We start from the raw sequence: 18,486 nt of genomic DNA, 5'->3' as shown, positions 1-18,486 counted from the left end.
AATTTAGCTTAAGGCGCAGACCTGACTCAGCCCTAGGCGCTGACGCTACCCTCGCCCCTGCAAATGCGGAACATTGAGTCCACAGTATACATGAAAATCTTTGAGATGGTGATCAATTAATATTTAGTTAAAAAATCAGCTGTACGGCAACAGCAGCCTAGGGTTTTGGCCTGAATGAATAGTCGCAAAAAGCTACCTAAAAGGTTCCTTACAGGGTTCGAGAACCAAATAACTGGGTGCCTAGCCGAATCATGGTTGCACCCGCAGCGATCGCAAGGGGATAGTCGCCTGACATGCCCATCGATAGCTGTTTGATTTGAAGCTGGGAGTGCTTTTGCTGGTTGATGTCGGCTTGTAGCTGGCGTAGCTGATCGAAAATAGCCTGTGTTTCAGCCGCGGGCAACCCATACGGGGGAATCGTCATTAACCCAACCATTTGCAAGTGCCGTAGCTGGTTGAGGGCTGATAACGCCTGCATCAGTTCGGGGAGGGTAAAGCCATATTTAGCCGGATCGGGAGCCAGCTTCACCTGCAAACAACACTGGGGCGATCGCCCTAATTCAGCCGCAATTTGATCTAGGCGTTGGGCTAGCTTGAGGCTGTCGATCGAATGTATCCACTGAAATTGAGCGATCGCTTTGCGGGCTTTGTTACTTTGTAAATGTCCAATCAGGTGCCAGGTAATATCTGCTAGATCGGCAAGCTCTGCCTGCTTTTGCTCAGCTTCTTGAACCTGACTTTCGCCAAAATCACGAATTCCCGCTTCATAAGCCATTCGCACAACAGCCGCCGGAAACTTTTTCGTAACGGCAATCAGACGAACTGAAGCGGGCAACTCTTTTTTAACCTGACGAATTCGATCTGCAATGTTGCCAGCGGCAGCCGGAGAAGTCATTTAAACGTTTGCTGGTAGGTCTTCTGCAGCTGATCGTACTCCGAATATTGGCCAGCTCGCCGGAGAATTCGCAGGCGATTTTCTAGCAACATGCGGGCATCGCCCCGTCCAATCGGCTCAAATATTAGCCCGTTAGAACTGCTTGTTGTGACGAGAAAGAACAATCGCTGGGCATAAAGCGTTGCGAACAGTTCCTTCGATCCATCCACTAAGCAAACTCTGAAGAGCAGACCAAAGGTTGGATGATTGAGATAGTTTTCAGTGCTCATTCAGGCAGAGGAGCTATAGTAGGCCAAATCATCTCAATACTTTATGTCAAACTGGTCACAAAAAACTAGAGAAAACAGCGGTTCTCAAGCTTGAACCAGAAAAAATTCACAAAAAAAATTGATTATTTAGCTGTATTAACGCATAAAAAAGCCTTTTTGAATATTTATTCAATAAACAAATCTCAGATTATTGTCTAGTTTTGGTATGGCTGAACAGGTTTTGACAGGCAGGTTAGGTAGATGCGATCGCGATAAAGTTCAGTTTTTCTATCAGCCACATCTACTTTTTAGTATTGAGAGCAGCGCTGATACAATTTTTAGATCCCAATGGTTCTTTCAGAACTTTTTAAGCTAATTAAAGTGAGGGGAAGCCCCTAAAGAAAGGAGTTGGGCTTTGGCTTTTTGCAAAGATTCTAGCCACTCCCGCGTTGGATCGCTATCGGCTACAATACCAGCGCCAACCTGTCCCCAAACCTGATAAGCGATCGCGGCAGAGGGTTGAGGTGCTAGCAGCAGCGTCCGAATCAAGATATTGAGATCTAGGTTGCCGCGCCAATCTAAGTAGCCACAGGAACCATAGAACAAACTGCGGCGTACGGGTTCTAGCTGTTCGATGATCTCCATGCAGCGGATTTTTGGACAGCCTGTAATCGTTCCCCCCGGAAACAAAGCCTGAATCAGCGTCATTGCATCTTGATCGGCTCTGAGCTGACCTCGCACATTGCTGACTAAATGCATGACATGGCTATAGCGTTCAATGCTCAGCAGTTCGTCTACTTTGATTGATCCCCACTGGCAAACCCGACCGAGATCGTTGCGTTCGAGATCGACTAGCATGACGTGTTCAGCGATTTCTTTTTCGTTGCTGAGCAAATCATCGGCTTGGGCCTGGTCTTGCGCCGCGCTAGCGCCCCGCGATCGCGTTCCGGCAATAGGGCGGGTTTGGGCTTGGCTACCCTGGAGCTGAACCAACCGTTCTGGCGAACAGCTAACGACTGATCCCCAAGGGGTCTGCCAGTAGCTAGCAAACGGAGAAGGGTTAATCTTTTGAAGCTGAGCGTAAATTTGCCAAGGAGATTGATCAACTTGAGTAGAAAAGCGCAGCGACAAATTGGCCTGAAAAATATCGCCTGCTTGAATATGATTTTGAGCTTGTCGCACTGCCGCTTCGTAGTCAGCTTGGGTAAAGCCAACTTGCAGCTTTTGAGGACTAGCCAGTAGTTTTTCCCCAGCGATCGCCTGGGGATCGGCTTGTTCTAATCGTTGTTGCAACGCATCTAGGCGGGCTGCTTGAGTAGTGGCTAGCCACAAAACTTGCTGCTGATGGTCTAGCACGGCAAACTCCGCAGGCTCATACCAAAAGGCCACCGGAAAGGGCAAACCCTCTGGCTTTAGCCAGGGAAGTTGTTCAATTTCCCAAGCCAGGTCATACCCCAGCCAGCCTAGCCAGCCCCCTTGAAACGGCAGATCGGCGGGTGGCTCAGCAGTTGAAGTATCAGCTAGAGAGCGTCCCAAGCGCGATCGCAGCGTCGGCAAAATCTGCCCCAGCGGTGGCGTCCATACTTGGGCTTGGCCGTCTATGCAGCGCGGTGGCCCAGCACAGATAGAATACCGACTTAGGGGACTAGCTGAGCCAGTACCAGGACTTTCTAGCAGCGTTGCAATCTGCCCTGGCTCACCAGGGTTAGCCCCCGCTGACAAAAACAAAGCTGCAAACACCTCTGATCCCGTCTGCTGGCACAAAGGCTGCGATCGCCAGTGCCAAGGCTGCAAGCCACTCAAATCGCTTCTCCACCCCAGAGTAGACGCACCCACCAAAAACCAACTACCCCCGCAAAGGCAATCCAATCCCAAAACCGCAGCCGTAGCTGATGCCAAGCAACCCGATGCTGATTGGGACTGGTAAAGCCTCGTACCTGCATGGCGGAAGCAATTTGTTCTGCCCTGAGCAACAGGTTTTCTAGCAGGCGTTCGGCCACCATCAGCCAGATTTGAACGGCTCGACGCAGACCCAGCTTTTTCCAGTTGATTGCGCGGGTGCGCACAGAACGCACCAGGTTTTGGATTTCCTCTAGCACTAAGGGAATAAACCGCAACGCCAGCGTCACGGTCAAAGCCACCTCTGTCACTGGCAAGCCTAAATACTTGAGCGGCTGCATCAGGTCTTCTAGAGCAGCCGTAATTTCCTCTGGCGCAGTGGTGAGCAAAAACAGGTTGGTTGCGTAGATTAAGGTAAATAGTAGCGTACTGACTCGAATCGCCAAAGTAAAAGACTGCTGGCTAACGGTCAAGGGGCCTTGGTGAAACAAAATATAGTCATACCCCGTAGGCTGAGCCAGCGGCGGCAGCGACTCTGGCGGTGGATTTAAAGCTACGATCGCTTCGGGCGTTGGCAAGCGAGGCTGTTGCGTAATTGCCAGACCATCGGGGGTCACCATCGTCAGCAAAAAAACCAAAATCCCCAACAGAAGTAACCACCCCATTTGCTGCCGCCAAACCCGCAGCGGAATACGAGCGCTGAGGGTTAGCAAAATCAGCAACGCCACTAAAAGACAACGCCACAGGTCATTGGCTAAAATCGGCGCAGCCAAAAAACTCATCAGCCAGACCATTTTGATCCGTGCATCTAGCTGATGTAGCCAGGTAACGGGTTGCTCTAGGTAAAGCCCTAAAGGCAGCGATCGCAGTAAATCCATCGCTTAAACCTTAGTTGCCCGGTTAGCACTACCGCGTTCTAGCTCGCGCATTTTCTTACCTCGCCAGAAGAGGCGAATGGGCGTCCCTTCAAAACCCAAATTTTCTCGAAACTGCCGTTCAATGTAGCGACGATAATTTTCGGTAATGAGCTTGGGATCGTTGACAAACAAGGTAAAAGAAGGAGGCTGAGCCGTCACCTGCGTACCGTAGTAAATTCGGCCTTGCCGTCCCTGGCGAGTGGTCGGCGGCGTATGCCAGCGTACCGCTTCTTCGAGCACTTCGTTGACTACAGCCGTTGTAACGCGGCGGCGATGCTGATCGACTGCCAAATCTACCAAGTCTAAAATTTTAGTAACGCGCTGCCCTGTGAGCGCACTGGTAAAAATCACCTCCGCCCAGTCTATGAAATAGAGTTTGGCGCTAATGTCGCGTTTGTGGTCATAAATAGTGTGGGAGTCTTTTTCGATCGCATCCCACTTATTCACCACAATGATGCAGGCTTTGCCTTCTTCTTCAATCCGACCAGCCAGTTTTTGATCTTGCTCGGTGACGCCATCGATCGCATCAATGACCAACAGCACCACATCGGCGCGGCGAATGGCCTTAAACGCCCGATTGACGCTAAAAAACTCGGTGCCGTATTCCACCTGCTTTTTTTTGCGAATTCCCGCCGTATCTACCAGGCGATACGTTTGCTCTCCTCGCGTCACCACGGTATCGATCGCATCGCGCGTGGTGCCTGAAATGGGGCTAACAATAGAGCGCATGTTGCCCACAAAGGCATTCAGCAAGCTGGATTTGCCGACATTGGGGCGACCAATGATGGCTACGCGAATTTCTGCATCGTCTGCCTCAGCCGCAACCGTCGGCAAATATTCAACCAGTTGCTCTAACAGTTCTCCGGTACCGTTGCCGTGAATACCCGAAATCGGATAAGGCTCTCCTATGCCCAATTCCCAAAACTGAGCCGCCTGCATTAGCCCTTGCTCTGGCGACTCGCATTTGTTAACAGCCAGCAGCACAGGCACATTTTGCTGCCGCAGCCAGTCAGCGATTTCGGTATCAGCATCAGTCGGGCCGTGTTGTCCGTCTACCACCATAATGGCGGCGCTGGCTTCGCTCATCGCCATAGCGGCTTGTTCGCGAATGTAGGGCAAAAATTCGGTGTCGTCATCAAACACTAAGCCCCCCGTATCGACTACCATAAATTCGCGATCGCCCCAAAAAGCGGGCCGATACGTGCGATCGCGGGTCACACCGGGCTGATCGTGAACAATCGCCTCCCGCTCGCCAGTCAGACGATTCACCAGGGTCGATTTGCCCACGTTGGGGCGTCCCACAATAGCAACAATTGGCAGCGGCATAGGTCGGGGTCACTCTCTATTTTCTAAAAACCCATTAACCCATTGTAGAAGGTCAATCGGTAGCCGTCGCCTGATAGGATCGAGCGGTTCCCCTTTGCAGCCGCTAATGGCTAGGGGCGGTTTGCGTCGCCATAACCCAGGCTATATCGGCTTTAGGGCAAAAAGTGGCTTTGGGTGATGACCCAAAAGGCAAAATCCCCCGGCTCGTTCTTAATTCAACGCCAGCATTCTGCATGAAACGTCAAACTTTGCTTGCTTCGCTACTCAAACAGCTCAGAACCCATCCCGGCTTTGCCATCGCCTTTTCAGTGCTGTGGCTAGCGGTGGTGGGCTGGATTGCGTTTGGCTGGAAGCTGGGTAGCGTAGGGCTAATTGACGAAACAGAACCGCTATTTGCCGAAGCCTCGCGCCAGATGTATGAAACGGGCGACTGGGTGACGCCTTATTTTAACGGCGAAACCCGCTTTGATAAGCCGCCTTTGGTGTACTGGCTGATGGCGATCGCCTTTCATCTAGCAGGTGTGAGCGAGTGGACGGTACGCTTGCCCTCGGCGATCGCGGCGACAGCGCTTACCGCTTTGGGCTTTTATGTCTTACGGCGCTTTGGCTTTGCGCAGCCCAACCAGGCAACCGCAATCACTGCAAGCGGGGGCACGGGGCTGAGCCATCAGAGTCAAAACACGCTTTGGCTGTCGGCGTTTATTGGGTCAGCGCTAATTGCCCTTAACCCGGAGACCATTGCGTGGGCGCATATTGGCGTTTCTGACATGTTGCTGAGCGGCTGCATGGGGGCAGCGCTGCTGGCGTTTTTTATGGGGTATGCCCAGCCAGAGCAGCCCAGCCGTCAAACAAAGTGGTATTTCAGTTTCTATGTCGGCATGGCGTTGGCAGTTTTGGCAAAAGGCCCTGTGGGGGTCGTATTGCCCAGTCTGATTGTGATTGGCTTTTTGCTCTATGTGGGCAGGCTCAGAGAGGTTTTGGCCGAACTGCGGCTGTTGCCGGGGCTGCTGCTCTTTTTGCTGATAACGGTGCCCTGGTATGTGCTGGTGATTTTAGCCAATGGCCGCGCCTATATTGATTCTTTTTTTGGATATCACAACCTCGATCGCTTTACCAGCGTGGTGAATGGGCATTCGGCTCCCTGGTTTTTTTACTTTTTAGTCGTGTTTGTCGGTTTTGTGCCTTGGTCAATTTTTTTGCCCCAGGCGATCGCCCGGTTACAGTTTTGGCGGGTCAAGCACTGGCGTCGTCAGCCCCGTTCGGCGCAGTTAGGGCTATTTGCCTTGGCCTGGTTTTTGGGCATTTTTATCTTTTTCACGGTGGCGGTGACCAAGCTGCCCAGCTATGTTTTGCCGCTGATGCCTGCTGCGGCGATTCTGGTAGCGCTGCTGTGGAGCGATCGCATGGTGGCGGTCAAACCGGATTCAGTCAGTTGGGGATTTGGGCTGAGCGTGGCGGCTAACCTGGCTCTGATGGTGGCTTTGGCCGGAGCTGCGCTCTACAGCCCCAACTGGATGGGTGACGATCCCTCTATGCCCAACTTGCCGGATTTGGTACAACAGTCTGGCATTATGCTTCACGGAGCGGTGATTTGGGCGGTGGCGGCAGTCGTGGGCTTGCTGCTGGTGGGGGTGCGGCAGGGGCGCTGGCTATGGAGCGTTAACCTGGTGGCGTTTGTGGCGTTTGTGGGCTTGACGATGATGCCCGCTCTCGAAATTGCCGATAGCGAACGGCAATGGCCTTTGCGGCAGATTGCCGCCACGATTGTGGCTGAGCAGCCTAACGAAGCGATTGTGATGACGGGCTTTAAAAAGCCGAGTCTAGTGTTTTATACACAGCGCCCGGTGAACTATCTCTATAGCGCGGCGGCGGTTGAAGCCTACCTGGAGCAAGCCGCGACCCCTTCAGTTTTATTAGTGGGGCGATCGGCCGAAATTGCCAAAATCAACCCAGGCGATCGCCAAGCCACTCAACTGCTAGCCCCAGAACCTTACGAGCTAATACGGCTAACCCGCTAAGGCACCGCTAGCCCAAAGCCCCCACATCTGACTTCGCCGCCCGTCTAAGCTGGCTGGAAATGCGAAAGAGTTCTTGCCCGGTGTGGAGGTAGCTGTCGTCGTAGTTGTAGGTAAAGCGCTCCATTTCTTCAATGCCATCTTCTAGCTGATTCAGGCAATAGTAAAGATTGGCAGCTACCCCAGCCGCATTAGCCGGATTGGGCATGGAGCCAAACTTGGCGCGCGCCTGATCTAGCCAATCGCGACAGTCTTCTAAATAGGTTTGAAAGTCAGCCATCAAGTCGTCATCAAACGGATCGGCTGACAAAGCCCGAATTTGCGATTTCAGCGGGTTGAGAATTTTTGCCACCAGTCGGTCTACGGGGCCATAAACCTGACGCAGCCATAAATCGACGTGGGTATCTGCCGCCTGAGCCTTCTGGCGCTGTTGGCGATAGTAGTTTTGCAAATCAACGGTGCGCTGCTGCCGATCGCGGGCGGAGGTTTTGCGACCCATACCCCAAGCCTCGCCTTGCTGCCAATCGCGGCGATCGCGGTCATATTGCGATCGCCGCTGCGGATCGCCCAAAATTTCGTAGGCAGCGTTGATCAGCGTAATTTGCTCATGACCCGACTCTGCCTGATGGCTGTCAGGGTGATAGCGTTTCGCCAGCCGCCGATAGGCTCGTTTGACCTCGGCTTGGGTCGCGGCTTCGGTAATTTGCAGGGTTTGATAATGATTGGGAAAAGACATTAACCCATGGTGACAGGAGCCATTAGCTCTGCATCTTGAAACAAGGGGGTACTGAGATAGCGCTCTCCAAAGCTAGGCTGCACAATCACAATCAGCTTATCTTTATTTTCAGGCCGACGGGCAACTTGCACCGCTGCACACAATACCGCTCCGGTAGAAATACCTGAAAGCAGTCCTTCTTCGCGGGCTAACCGACGCCCATAGGCGATCGCCTCGTCATCGTCCACCGTCACCACCTCGTCAATCAAATCTTGACGCAACACCTCCGGGACAAAGCCAGCGCCAATTCCCTGAATTTTGTGAGAACCGGGTTTGCCGCCCGACAACACCGGGCTGTTGGTTGGCTCTACCGCAATCACCTGAAAGTCTGGCTTGCGGGCTTTAATCACTTCCGCTACCCCAGAGATTGTTCCCCCCGTGCCTACACCTGCCATAAAAATGTCTACCTGGCCGTCTGTGTCTTGCCAGATTTCTTCTGCCGTGGTTCGACGGTGAATTTCAGGGTTAGCCGGGTTGCGAAACTGCTGCAACATGTAGGCATCGGCTGTAGAGTTGACAATGGCCTGCGCCCGTTGAATGCAGCCCCCCATCCCTTCAATGCCGGGAGTTAACTCTAGTTCAGCGCCATAAGCCCGCAGCATCGCCCGCCGTTCAGAACTCATGGTTTCGGGCATGGTCAAAATCAACCGATATCCTTTAGCGGCTGCCGCCATTGCGAGGGCAATCCCCGTGTTGCCCGACGTTGGCTCTACCAGTGTGGTTTTGCCCGGTGTAATGTCTCCGGCTCGCTCGGCAGCTTCAATCATATTGATGCCGATGCGGTCTTTGACCGAGGCGGAAGGGTTCATGCCTTCGAGCTTGACTACAATTTGGGCGACACAGCCCTCCGCTTGGGGAATGCGGTTGAGCTGCACCAGCGGAGTGCGGCCAATGAGTTGGGTAATGTCTTGAGCAATGTGCATAGCGTTTTAAAAATTAGGGGTTGCTAAGTTTTGGGGCTAGCCGGGAGCGATCAAACTGCGATTGGCGAGTCTCCAGGCAATGTGCCCTGATGCCTGATTTTTGCCAGTCAAAGCTGCCAAGAGTCTCTAAATGTAATACATCAGGTCTGTTTGGCGTTTGGCGTTGCGCTTATCAACTAAGTCTTGCAGCGTATACTTTTGCAAAACCGCTTCTGCCGCCTGACGCGCTTCTTGCCAAACTTCACAAACCACTGACCCTTCCGCAGTTTTAGGCAGTACGTCTGGTTCTGTTTGAGCTTCTAAGCCTTCTATGCAGCAAATCACCTCCAGCAAAGTAATTTGCCAGGGTTCGCGGGTCAGCAGGTAGCCGCCTTTTGCGCCGCGCTGGCTACGCACAAAACCTGCTCGCCTTAAGGTGGCTAAAAGCTGCTCTAAGTAGCGATCGGGAATGTTCTGATGATTGGCAATTTGACGAATTTGCAGTGGCTCACCGCTGCTGTGATGAGCGCTCAGTTCGAGCAGGGCCATGAGAGCATATTCGCTTTTGCAGGTAAGTTCCACAAGTTAGGGAGTGATGAAAAAAATAGGTCACGTTTCTAGTATACTCCGGTTCCCCACTGGGGTTTGTGGGTATCGAAAAGTTATTGCGTTGACCGCTCTGACTCAGCCTCAGCGGCTACAGCATAATCTTGGGCGTTTTGGCTGACAAACCCTTAAAAAAGAGCGGCAGCAAAGGCCAGTAGCGATCGCCTATTGATAACCCGCCGCTTGCAGTCTAAACAGGTGAGCATAGCGGCCATTTTGTTGCAGTAAATCCTCATGGGTTCCTTGCTCAACCAGCTTTCCGGCTGACAACACGATAATTTGATCGGCCCTGCGCACGGTCGAAAAGCGGTGTGAAATTAGAATTGCCATTTGGTCTTGCGTCACTGCCCGAAACTGATCAAACAGCTTCACCTCTGCCTCCGCATCCATTGCCGAAGTTGGTTCATCGAGTACCAAAATATCGGCACTGGTTCGCATGAAGGCGCGAGAGAGGGCGATTTTTTGCCATTGGCCGCCGGAGAGTTCTTGCCCGTTTTTGAACCAGCGACCTAGTTGGGTTTGAAAGCCCTCTGGCAGCGACTCAACAAAGGGGGTTGCCGTGCCTTTGTCGGCGGCACTGCGCCAGCGATCGCCCGCTTCAAAGTATTTGACATCTCCTACGCCGATGTTTTCACCCACGGTGAACTGATAGCGGGTGAAATCTTGAAAAATGACGCCAATTCGCCGCTTCAGCACCTCTCCGTCCCAGTCTTGCAAATCACGACCGTCTAGCAAAATTTTTCCTGCCGTGGGTGTATATAGCCGGGTCAGCAGCTTGATTAGCGTTGTTTTGCCCGAACCGTTTTCACCCACGATCGCCAATTTTTGTCCTGGTTGTAGATGAAACGACACCTGTTGCAACGCAGGCTGATCGCTGCCGGGATAGGTAAACGACACCGCTTCAAATCGCAAGCCATCTTCTGCAATCAAGCCGGAGTGGGCATAGCCCTGCGCTAGCGGCACTGGCTGCTCTAAAAATTCATACAAATTTGACAGATAAAGTCCGTCTTCATACATGCCGCCAACGCTGCTTAACCCAGAGGCAAAGGTGGTTTGCCCCTGCCGAAACACGGTTAAATACATCGTCAGATCGCCCAGAGAAATTCGTCCCGCGATCGCCTCTAGCAAAATCCAGCAATAGGCGGCATAAAAAGCGGCGGTGCTGAGCAAGCTGAGGCCAAAGCTCCAACCACTGCGGCGAATGGTGAGGTCACGGTCTTCGGCGTAAAGCCGCCGAAAAATGGCTTGATAGCGCTGCAACAGCATGGGGCCAAGCTGAAACAGCTTTACTTCTTTGGCGTAGTCTTCGCGGGCTAGCAGTACCTCTAAATACGTTTGCTGACGGGTTTCTGGCGATCGCCACTTAAACAAGCGAAACGCCGCCCCGGCAAAATAAGTCTCGGCTACAAAAGCCGGAATGGTTGCCCCTAGCAGCATAACCACCGCCCAGCCAGAAAACTGTAGCAGCAGACCGCCGTAGGTAATTAGCGATAGACTATCTTGCACCAAACCAAAGGTGCGATTAGCCATACTCAGCGGTCGGTTAGAGGCTTCTCGTCGCGCCCGCGTCATTTTGTCGTAGAATTCTGAATCTTCAAAATGGGTCAAATCTAGGGTGAGCGCCTTTTCTAAAATTAAGACATTCACCTTTTGCCCCAGCAGCACCCGCAGCAGCGATTGGCACAGGGTCAACCCCTGGCGTCCGCCCGCCAAAAGCGCCACTAAAATCGCTTCTAAACCCAAGTAACTAAGCGACATCAGGCGATCGCCCCGCAGCCCCGACTGCGCCGCTTGTACCACGCTATCGACAATCAGCTTGCCCACATAGGCGATCGCCGCTGGCAACAGCCCCGCCAGAATGGTTAAAACCCCTAGCGCTAGCGTTAGCCGCCAGTCTGTTTCCCACACCAGTTCAACGGCTCGTCGCCCGTATTGATAAATCGTGAGCGATCGCTTTAAGTCGCGCAATCGCTGCCAGATACGCTGTTTTCGTTCTGCCATGCTTTCACGATAGCGTTTGTCAAAGCAGAGTCGGGCGATCGCCGTCCAAGCCATTCCTCGCCAAAGCGCCGCCCAAACACTTACTGTTCAACCTGTGCCAGTTGCTCTGGGGTAAGCGACTCCACCAGGCTCAGCGGCAGCGCATTACGGCTAAGCAAGCTCACATAAGCCGGGGTCAGAAACGGACGATAGGCTGACTCACCCGCCAGATAGGTTTTGAAAAAGGCCAGACTTATAGCCTGCATATAGCGTTTGGCTAGAGCCGGATCAGGCCCAATCACCGTTTCAGGTACCGGAATAGCACCCTCCCCTTCCACGGCATCATCCAGGGTAGAAAAGTGGGTTCCCCCTTGCATCAATAGCAAATAGCGCTGAGGCTTCATCAGCCAGGTAAACGGGCGGATCTGCTCGGCTAAAGCGGGCGTCACCGTGTCTGAACTGCCGCTAACCAGCATTAGCGGAATTTCAATTTGGCGGTACCCGGCTTTGCCAAAAATAGCGCTGCCCAAAGGGTTGATGGCGATCGCGGCTTTGATGCGCTCATCAGCTAGATCGGGGGTTTGCGCGGGTAGTTGCAGAGCCAAACATTGCAGCAGTAGCGATACATTGAGCGAATCAAAGCTGGGCGGGCAACTGCTCTCTAGCTGAGGGCGATTAATGGCTGCTCCAGCGATGGCTAAGGTAGTATAAGCCCCTAGCGATTGCCCCAAAATGCCCACCTGCTGAAAATTGAGCCGTGCCGCTAAAAGCGGATCAGCCGCCGCTTGACGCTCTAGCGAATCTAGCAGGGTTTGAATTTCTAGAGGCCGTTGCACCAGTTCTTCTGGCGCAATTACCTGGTTGGCTCGCCCCGCCAGCAGGTTGGTAATTTGCTCAGCGCTGCTGCCGGGATGCTCAACGACAGCCACCGCAAAGCCATGCGACGCCAGGTGACGCGCCAGGTAAGCAAGCGTTGTGCGATCGCCGCCCAAGCCGTGAGACAACACCACAATCGGGGCAGCCTGACGGATCTGCGGCAAGTAAAGATCAGCCGGAAAGTCTGCGATCGCCGGATTCAGCGGAATCCGCTCCCAGGCATATGGCCCTTCAGCCCCCAGCGACACCCAGTCAAAAATCGAAGCCTCCCCTGCCGCTGGGTCGTTCTGAATCGCTAGCTGAGCCTGGTTTTGCAGCAGCGCGATCGCTGCATCGGTCTGGTTAATTTCGTCAAAAACTTCGCGGGCTAGCTGAGCCGAACGACGCAGATCGACCCGAATCGCAGGTGTAGGAAACTTTTTGAGCACATTCAGCAGCGTCAGCCCCTCGTCGTCAGCCGCCGCTAAAATCACCGCCGCCCGAATTGCAGAAAAACCGGGCTGTCTAGCGCCCGTACGAATCACCTTGCCCAGCTCGGTAAGCAAAGCTTCGCCTTGGGGCGTATAGAGAAATTGCGAAATCGGCACCACGCCTAAATCGGCTTCCACCAGCAAACTCGACTGAAAGGCTTCTAGCTGCTCGGCTGAAAAATAACGGGCATAGGCTCGCAGGTCATCGCTAAGGGTGCCTTCGCGGGCATAGGTTTCTAAATCTTCAATCGGAATAGCCCGCTCTAAAACCGAATAGTTGAGATAGATTTGCTCAGCCGCGATCGCGGGCACCGCTAGCAGCGCTTGCGAACAGCTAATTCCTAAGGCATACCGAACCGGGCGCGGCCAGCGATCGCGAACCTTTCCCAATAGTTGAGCAATCGGGCGGAAGGGCGGTTTTAGCATTTCTTCTATAGATAAGTTAAATCAGTGGTCAGTTGCAGATCGCTTTCTATTGTCTCTGAGAGGCTGGCTTTCATGCACTTTCTTCCGGCGACAGCAAACTTTCGGGAAGTTGCGCCAAAATTCGGGCAAAGGCGGTCGTTTCTCCCAAACCATGCGCCAAGATGATCGCGCCTTGAATTTGCAAAACTGCGTCTTCGGCTCGTCGCTGAGCGATCGCAGGCTCAACGCCAGCTTCAATCGCTACAGTGGCTAAAGCGTCAATCCAGGTGATAAAAATCTGTCGTACCTGGGGTTGAAACTGGGTGCTGGCTTCACCCAAAGAAAGCAGCGCCAGCAGACAGGCTTGTTGCCCTTGCTGATAAAAGCGATCAACCCGACTAGCCATAGCCCGCAGGCGATCGCGGGGCGTTCCTGCAGCCTGTAGGGGGGCTAAAATATTTGCTGCTAAGCCCCTGCCTAAATAGTCAAGAACCGCTGTTGCCATTTCGGCTTTGCCACCCGGAAAATGATGGTAAAGGCTAGACTTGCCCAGCCCAGCCGCCTGTGACAGCTTGGGAATTGAAGCTCCTTCATAGCCATACTGGCGAAATACATCCACCAGACGGGTAACCGCTTCATCGCGATCCATAGGTGCCTTTAGCGGGGTGTCTTCTTTATCCTATTTATCCTATCAAGCCTGCTGGACGATCCGGTCTGGCAGAGCGAAGCTTCTGTCTAACCCCTAGAGCGCGATCGCGTTTTTCTTTCGTAAGCAGGAGGTAGGCGGGCGGTGCGCAACGTTTGAATAAAAAAGCACACCCGTAAGCTTCAACGCAAATCAATTTCATGGAATACACCGAGATTAAACCCCTGACCAAGAAAGTCTCTCGGATTGGCCTGGGCACTTGGGCGATTGGCGGCTGGATGTGGGGCGGCACCCAAGAGCGGCAGTCGATTGAAACCATTCTGGCAGCTTTCGATCGCGGCATTACCTTTGTCGATACTGCCCCTGTCTATGGCTTTGGCCGCTCAGAAGAAATTGTCGGCAAAGCGATCGCCGAATCTGGTCAGCGTGACGATATCGTTTTGGCCACCAAGGTCGCTCTAGCGTGGAACGATGACGGCCAAGTGGTTCGCAACGCTACTCGCGATCGCCTGCTCAAAGAAATCGACGATTCGCTACGGCGGCTCAAGACTGACTACATCGACCTCTACCAGGTACACTGGCCGGATCCGCTAGTTCCCTGTGAAGAAACTGCTAAAACCCTGAAAGAACTCTACGACCAGGGCATTATTCACGCCATTGGCGTCAGCAACTATTCACCCGCCCAAATGGATGCTTTTCGCCAGTTTGCACCATTGCACACCTGTCAACCGCCCTACAATTTGTTTGAGCGGGCGATTGACGATGACATTCGCCCCTACTGCCTAGAAAACGACATTGCCCTGGTGACTTACGGAGCCTTGTGTCGGGGTTTGCTCAGCGGCAAAATGACTGCTGAGCGAGAATTCGAAGGCGACGACTTGCGCAACAGCGACCCTAAGTTTCAGCCCCCTCGCTACGGGCAGTATCTCAAAGCGGTTGACCAGCTCGATCAGCTAGCCCAAGATCGCTACGACAAGCGCATTATTCACCTAGCTGCCCGCTGGATTTTGGATCAAGGCGTTTCCGTGGCGCTTTGGGGTGCCCGTCGGCCTGATCAATTAGAAGCGGCGGCGGCTGTGGCGGGTTGGTCGCTTAGCGATCGCGATCGCCAGGATATTGACCAAATTTTGGCTGACACGATTCCAGACCCGGTTGGCCCTGAATTTATGGCTCCGCCCAACCGAGAAGCGGTTGCTGTTTAGCCGCTAAATGTTGCTGAACGTATCGTAGCCCCACCACAGGGGCAAAACGAATGCTACGGTACAGGTCTGGTTTTGCATATGGGCTAGACAGAGTGGGGCGATCGCAGCAACAACACCGCTTAAATCGATTTCGGCTAGGGGCGCTGGCGGTAGCCTTTGGACTCTCGGTGGCTGCTTGCCAGCCGCTAGCCTCTTTTCGCACCGTTACACTCGCGGCAATTGCGCCAGCGTTGCTCAAGGCGTTGCCTTTACCCGCCCAGTTTAACGGGCGACCGCGACTAAACCCGCTACCCCCGATTCAGTCAGTTTGGCAGTGTCAGGTGGTGGTGATTGGCGGTTCGTTAGGCGGGGTGGCGGCGGCGGCTCAAGCCATGCAGTCGGGCGCGACGACTTGCTTAATTGAGCTAACGCCGTGGCTGGGGGGACAAATTAGCAGTCAAGGGGTTTCGGCGCTGGATGAGTCGTTGCAAATGCGCGATCGCCAAAATTATTCGCCTAGCTGGGCGGCGTTTCGACAACTGATTCAGCAGCAGATGGTGAGGTTGCCCAGTTGGGTTCCGGTGGCAACCCCTACGCCAGTTGCAGCAATTAATGCTTGCTGGGTGGGGACGCTGTGCTTTCCACCTGTCGCCGGAGCCACCGCCTCAGCCGAATGGCTGCAAGATGCTGCTAGGTCGGCTCCTGATAGCCTTTGGAGTACCGCTACCGCCTTTAAGGGAGCCGAGTTTGACGCGGCGGGGCAAAACATTACCGCCATTTATGCCGTGCAGCGCTTGCCCCGCCAAGTAGACTACACACCCACGGGGCGACTATCGCAGGAAATGGGCGACTGGTATAGCTGGTCGCCCAGCGAAACGTTTGAAAAAGTCGCCATTCGGCTACAGCCGCCGCCGGGTGAAACTTTGAGGGTGATTGACGCCACCGATACCGGGGAACTGGTGGGCTGGGCTGGCATTCCTCACCGCTTAGGGTCAGAAGCCAAAACCACTACAGGCGAAATTAATGGCAGCGATCGCGATAATCCGCAATGTACCCAGGCATTGACCTATCCCTTTGCGATCGCTCTCTATGATGACGCGGGCGAAAGCTTGGCTCAACTGGCTCAGGTCGAGTCTACCTATCCGGCTAAAGAGCATGTTGCCAACTTTGAGCTAGAAAATTTCCCGGTTTTTGCTGGACGCAGCTTGTTTCACTATCGCCGCATTGTCAGCACCAGCCGCAACAACCCCTATACGGGTTCACCTGCCCTCGGCGATATCACCATGATTAACTGGAACCGGGGCAATGACTGGAACTGGATGAACCCGCCGCTCATTTTGACCGAGGCAGAACTGGCGGAGTCTGGGCAGCGGCAAAACTGGCTGGGCGGCCTTTCGGCTCTATCGCTCAAACATGCCGAAGATCGGGCTTTGCTATTTGCTAAGTGGCTGCTAGAAACCCAAGCAACCGCAGAATTTCCTCTGACGTATCTGGCGGGAGCCGCGTCGCCGATGGCAACTGAGACAGGACTCAGCATGACGCCCTATATCCGCGAAGGACGACGGATTCTAGGCCGTACCGCCTATGGCCAAGCAGAATTTATGCTGCGTGAGGCTGACTTACGCAAAGACCAGCCCGGTGGCCGAAATTTTGAAGCCTCTGCGGTGGCACTGGCTCATTACGATGTTGATATTCACGGTTGCCGCTATCGCAATTGGGAACCGTCTGGTGAGGCCACAGCGGCTCCGGCGCGTGAGTTTGTGGTGCGTCCGGCGCTAATTCCGCTAGAGGCGTTGATTCCGCAGGGGGTAGATAATTTGCTAATAGGCGGTAAGGCGATCGCGGTAACTCATATTGTCAATGCGGTAACGCGGGTTCACTACAGCGAGTGGGGGGTAGGGGCGGCTGCCGGGGCAACAGCGGGTTGGCTGGTGACGCAGGCCGAGGCAGACTTGACGCCTGCTGAGATTGTGGAGATGGGGTATATGCCAGCACTGCAACAACACCTCCGTCAACAAGGACTAAGCTGGAGCTGGTAAGTCTTCAGCCAGCGGGCTTTGTCTGAACGTAAGGATAGCTTTGGATTTTTCTATGGATCAAGCTGAATCAGGGCGATCGCGCTCTTTTTTCTTTCCCTAAAGAGTGAGTCATCTTTTCAACTCTAGCTTTTTAACAAATCTCATCTCACCTGTGAAGGCTCCTTCGGTTTCAGCGCCGACTGCAATCCATCCTAGATGCAAATAAAAACCATAAGCTCTTAAGTCAGGATTGTTTCCTGTGACAAGCCAAATTTCTTCAATATTGTTAGCGCGAAACCAACTTTCAGCAGCTTGCATTAGTTTGCGACCCGCTCCTCGCCCTTCAAAATCAGGTAGCACGAAGATGCCAAATATTGTTTTTTCGGTTTTGTTGGCGATCGCAAAGCCAATTGCTTGCTGATCAAGTTCGGCTAGCCAAGCGCAACAATCTGATTGCAACATCTGAGCGATCGTTTCTGGCGTAATACCGAGTTCAGCAATTTCTTCACGAGATTGATGGTTTTCAATCACGCTTGTTCTAATTTCAAACAGCGTTTCAATATCTACTAATTGGGCAACTCGAACAAGCATTTCAAATCAAGTAAAAAAATTTAGCTGATATGAGTTTTGAGGTTGTAGGTTAGGTTTTGTACCTCAACCCAACTTACGGGAGATTAGCGATCGCACTCACCACGCCGCTGTTTTCAGACTCTCCACTTCTTGAAAATGAGCATCGCGTGTTACCAGAATTAGAGCGTGTTGCATTGCAAAGGCTGCAATCCAGACATCATTCTCAGGTAACGGACGACCCTTAAGCCTTAACTTGTTTTTGACCTCGCCATATTGCCGAGCCGTTTCAGCGTCACATACCAATATTGTGCTGCCAGCAACCAATTCATCAACTCTTGCTAAGTTTGCTTCAACTCGCCCTGACTTTCTGGCTCCATAACACAGCTCGCCAATCACAAAACTTGGAATGAAAACTTCACTGGCTTGAGCAAGACTATTTTTGACGATCACCTCATCTGCAAAAAGGGCAATAACAATGTTGGTATCGAGCAAAAACCTACCACTCATTGATATCTATCTGTTCACAATCTTGCTCAATTGCTTCACGCATCAACTGAAGGTCATCAGAAGGAATTGACCCAGCAAAACGCAATAATTGCTGCCCTGGTGTACCTCGAACTTCCGCTTTTACCAATGCTCGAACGAATTCAAGCACCTGCCATTGCAAATGCTGAGGCATGACCTTCAACTGTTCAACAACCTCTTCGATGATAGGAATATTCATACTGCCCTCCTTGTTACCATCCTATACCGCTTACCCAGAGAGCGGTAGGAGAGGGTCTTTAATGCCGCCAAGAGGGGTGTGAGGTTTGCCTTC

At 53.0% G+C, this 18,486-nt stretch carries 17 protein-coding genes; 3 read left to right on the top strand and 14 right to left on the bottom strand.

What is annotated here, in order from left to right:
- Positions 1-208 precede the first annotated feature (208 nt).
- The 5 genes from ACTS3T_RS12780 to der all read right to left on the bottom strand — a co-directional run bounded on the left by ACTS3T_RS12780 (position 209) and on the right by der (position 5,225).
- Positions 209-895, bottom strand: a complete 687-nt coding sequence (locus tag ACTS3T_RS12780) for a YggS family pyridoxal phosphate-dependent enzyme (protein ID WP_377967956.1) — start codon at positions 893-895, stop codon at positions 209-211.
- Positions 892-1,164 (bottom strand): transcriptional coactivator PipX, encoded by a 273-nt coding sequence (pipX, locus tag ACTS3T_RS12775; RefSeq protein ID WP_377967958.1) that lies wholly within the window; start codon positions 1,162-1,164, stop codon positions 892-894. The genes ACTS3T_RS12780 and pipX overlap by 4 nt, the downstream gene beginning before the upstream one ends.
- Positions 1,165-1,515: 351 nt before the next feature.
- Entirely contained in the window at positions 1,516-2,946 is a 1,431-nt protein-coding gene (locus ACTS3T_RS12770; protein WP_462935089.1) for an anthranilate synthase component I, read from the bottom strand.
- Positions 2,943-3,860, bottom strand: coding sequence for an energy-coupling factor transporter transmembrane component T family protein (locus ACTS3T_RS12765; RefSeq protein ID WP_377967961.1), 918 nt, complete (start codon positions 3,858-3,860; stop codon positions 2,943-2,945). The genes ACTS3T_RS12770 and ACTS3T_RS12765 overlap by 4 nt, the downstream gene beginning before the upstream one ends.
- Before the next feature lie 3 nt (positions 3,861-3,863).
- On the bottom strand, positions 3,864-5,225 hold the full coding sequence (der, locus tag ACTS3T_RS12760) for a ribosome biogenesis GTPase Der (RefSeq protein ID WP_377967963.1): 1,362 nt from the start codon (positions 5,223-5,225) through the stop codon (positions 3,864-3,866).
- Positions 5,226-5,458: 233 nt separating this feature from the next.
- Between der and ACTS3T_RS12755 the strand changes: the two genes are divergently transcribed.
- Entirely contained in the window at positions 5,459-7,243 is a 1,785-nt protein-coding gene (locus ACTS3T_RS12755; protein ID WP_377967965.1) for an ArnT family glycosyltransferase, read from the top strand.
- A gap of 7 nt (positions 7,244-7,250) precedes the next feature.
- Here the strand turns inward: ACTS3T_RS12755 and ACTS3T_RS12750 are convergent, their stop codons facing one another.
- The 6 genes from ACTS3T_RS12750 to ACTS3T_RS12725 all read right to left on the bottom strand — a co-directional run bounded on the left by ACTS3T_RS12750 (position 7,251) and on the right by ACTS3T_RS12725 (position 13,903).
- The gene (locus ACTS3T_RS12750) at positions 7,251-7,976 is read right to left on the bottom strand and encodes a J domain-containing protein (RefSeq protein WP_377967967.1); all 726 of its coding nucleotides are present in this window, start codon (positions 7,974-7,976) and stop codon (positions 7,251-7,253) included.
- The gene (gene cysK / locus ACTS3T_RS12745; protein WP_377967969.1) at positions 7,976-8,938 is read right to left on the bottom strand and encodes a cysteine synthase A; all 963 of its coding nucleotides are present in this window, start codon (positions 8,936-8,938) and stop codon (positions 7,976-7,978) included. The genes ACTS3T_RS12750 and cysK overlap by 1 nt, the downstream gene beginning before the upstream one ends.
- Before the next feature lie 126 nt (positions 8,939-9,064).
- Positions 9,065-9,499 (bottom strand): RrF2 family transcriptional regulator, encoded by a 435-nt coding sequence (locus ACTS3T_RS12740; RefSeq protein WP_377967971.1) that lies wholly within the window; start codon positions 9,497-9,499, stop codon positions 9,065-9,067.
- A gap of 189 nt (positions 9,500-9,688) precedes the next feature.
- Complete coding sequence (locus ACTS3T_RS12735; RefSeq protein ID WP_377967973.1) at positions 9,689-11,524, bottom strand: ABC transporter ATP-binding protein; 1,836 nt, start codon at positions 11,522-11,524, stop codon at positions 9,689-9,691.
- 80 nt (positions 11,525-11,604) lie between these two features.
- Positions 11,605-13,275, bottom strand: coding sequence for an alpha/beta hydrolase (locus tag ACTS3T_RS12730; protein WP_377967975.1), 1,671 nt, complete (start codon positions 13,273-13,275; stop codon positions 11,605-11,607).
- A gap of 70 nt (positions 13,276-13,345) precedes the next feature.
- Positions 13,346-13,903, bottom strand: a complete 558-nt coding sequence (locus ACTS3T_RS12725) for a TetR/AcrR family transcriptional regulator (protein ID WP_377967977.1) — start codon at positions 13,901-13,903, stop codon at positions 13,346-13,348.
- Between the two features lie 197 nt (positions 13,904-14,100).
- On the opposite strand from ACTS3T_RS12725, the gene ACTS3T_RS12720 reads away from it, so the two are divergent.
- Complete coding sequence (locus ACTS3T_RS12720; RefSeq protein ID WP_462935088.1) at positions 14,101-15,102, top strand: aldo/keto reductase; 1,002 nt, start codon at positions 14,101-14,103, stop codon at positions 15,100-15,102.
- Between the two features lie 50 nt (positions 15,103-15,152).
- Positions 15,153-17,120 (top strand): FAD-dependent oxidoreductase, encoded by a 1,968-nt coding sequence (locus ACTS3T_RS12715; RefSeq protein ID WP_462935087.1) that lies wholly within the window; start codon positions 15,153-15,155, stop codon positions 17,118-17,120.
- A gap of 108 nt (positions 17,121-17,228) precedes the next feature.
- Here the strand turns inward: ACTS3T_RS12715 and ACTS3T_RS12710 are convergent, their stop codons facing one another.
- From ACTS3T_RS12710 to ACTS3T_RS12700, 3 genes are all read right to left on the bottom strand, one after another.
- Complete coding sequence (locus ACTS3T_RS12710; RefSeq protein ID WP_462935086.1) at positions 17,229-17,690, bottom strand: GNAT family N-acetyltransferase; 462 nt, start codon at positions 17,688-17,690, stop codon at positions 17,229-17,231.
- Between the two features lie 96 nt (positions 17,691-17,786).
- Positions 17,787-18,176 (bottom strand): type II toxin-antitoxin system VapC family toxin, encoded by a 390-nt coding sequence (locus tag ACTS3T_RS12705; RefSeq protein WP_377967985.1) that lies wholly within the window; start codon positions 18,174-18,176, stop codon positions 17,787-17,789.
- The gene (locus tag ACTS3T_RS12700; RefSeq protein ID WP_377967986.1) at positions 18,166-18,393 is read right to left on the bottom strand and encodes a hypothetical protein; all 228 of its coding nucleotides are present in this window, start codon (positions 18,391-18,393) and stop codon (positions 18,166-18,168) included. The genes ACTS3T_RS12705 and ACTS3T_RS12700 overlap by 11 nt, the downstream gene beginning before the upstream one ends.
- Positions 18,394-18,486: the final 93 nt, after the last annotated feature.

Origin of the sequence: Almyronema sp. (genome assembly GCF_052168255.1) — a bacterium.
Lineage (GTDB): Bacteria > Cyanobacteriota > Cyanobacteriia > Phormidesmidales > Phormidesmidaceae > Sphaerothrix > Sphaerothrix epifaneia.
This window is presented reverse-complemented; position numbering and strand designations above follow the sequence as displayed.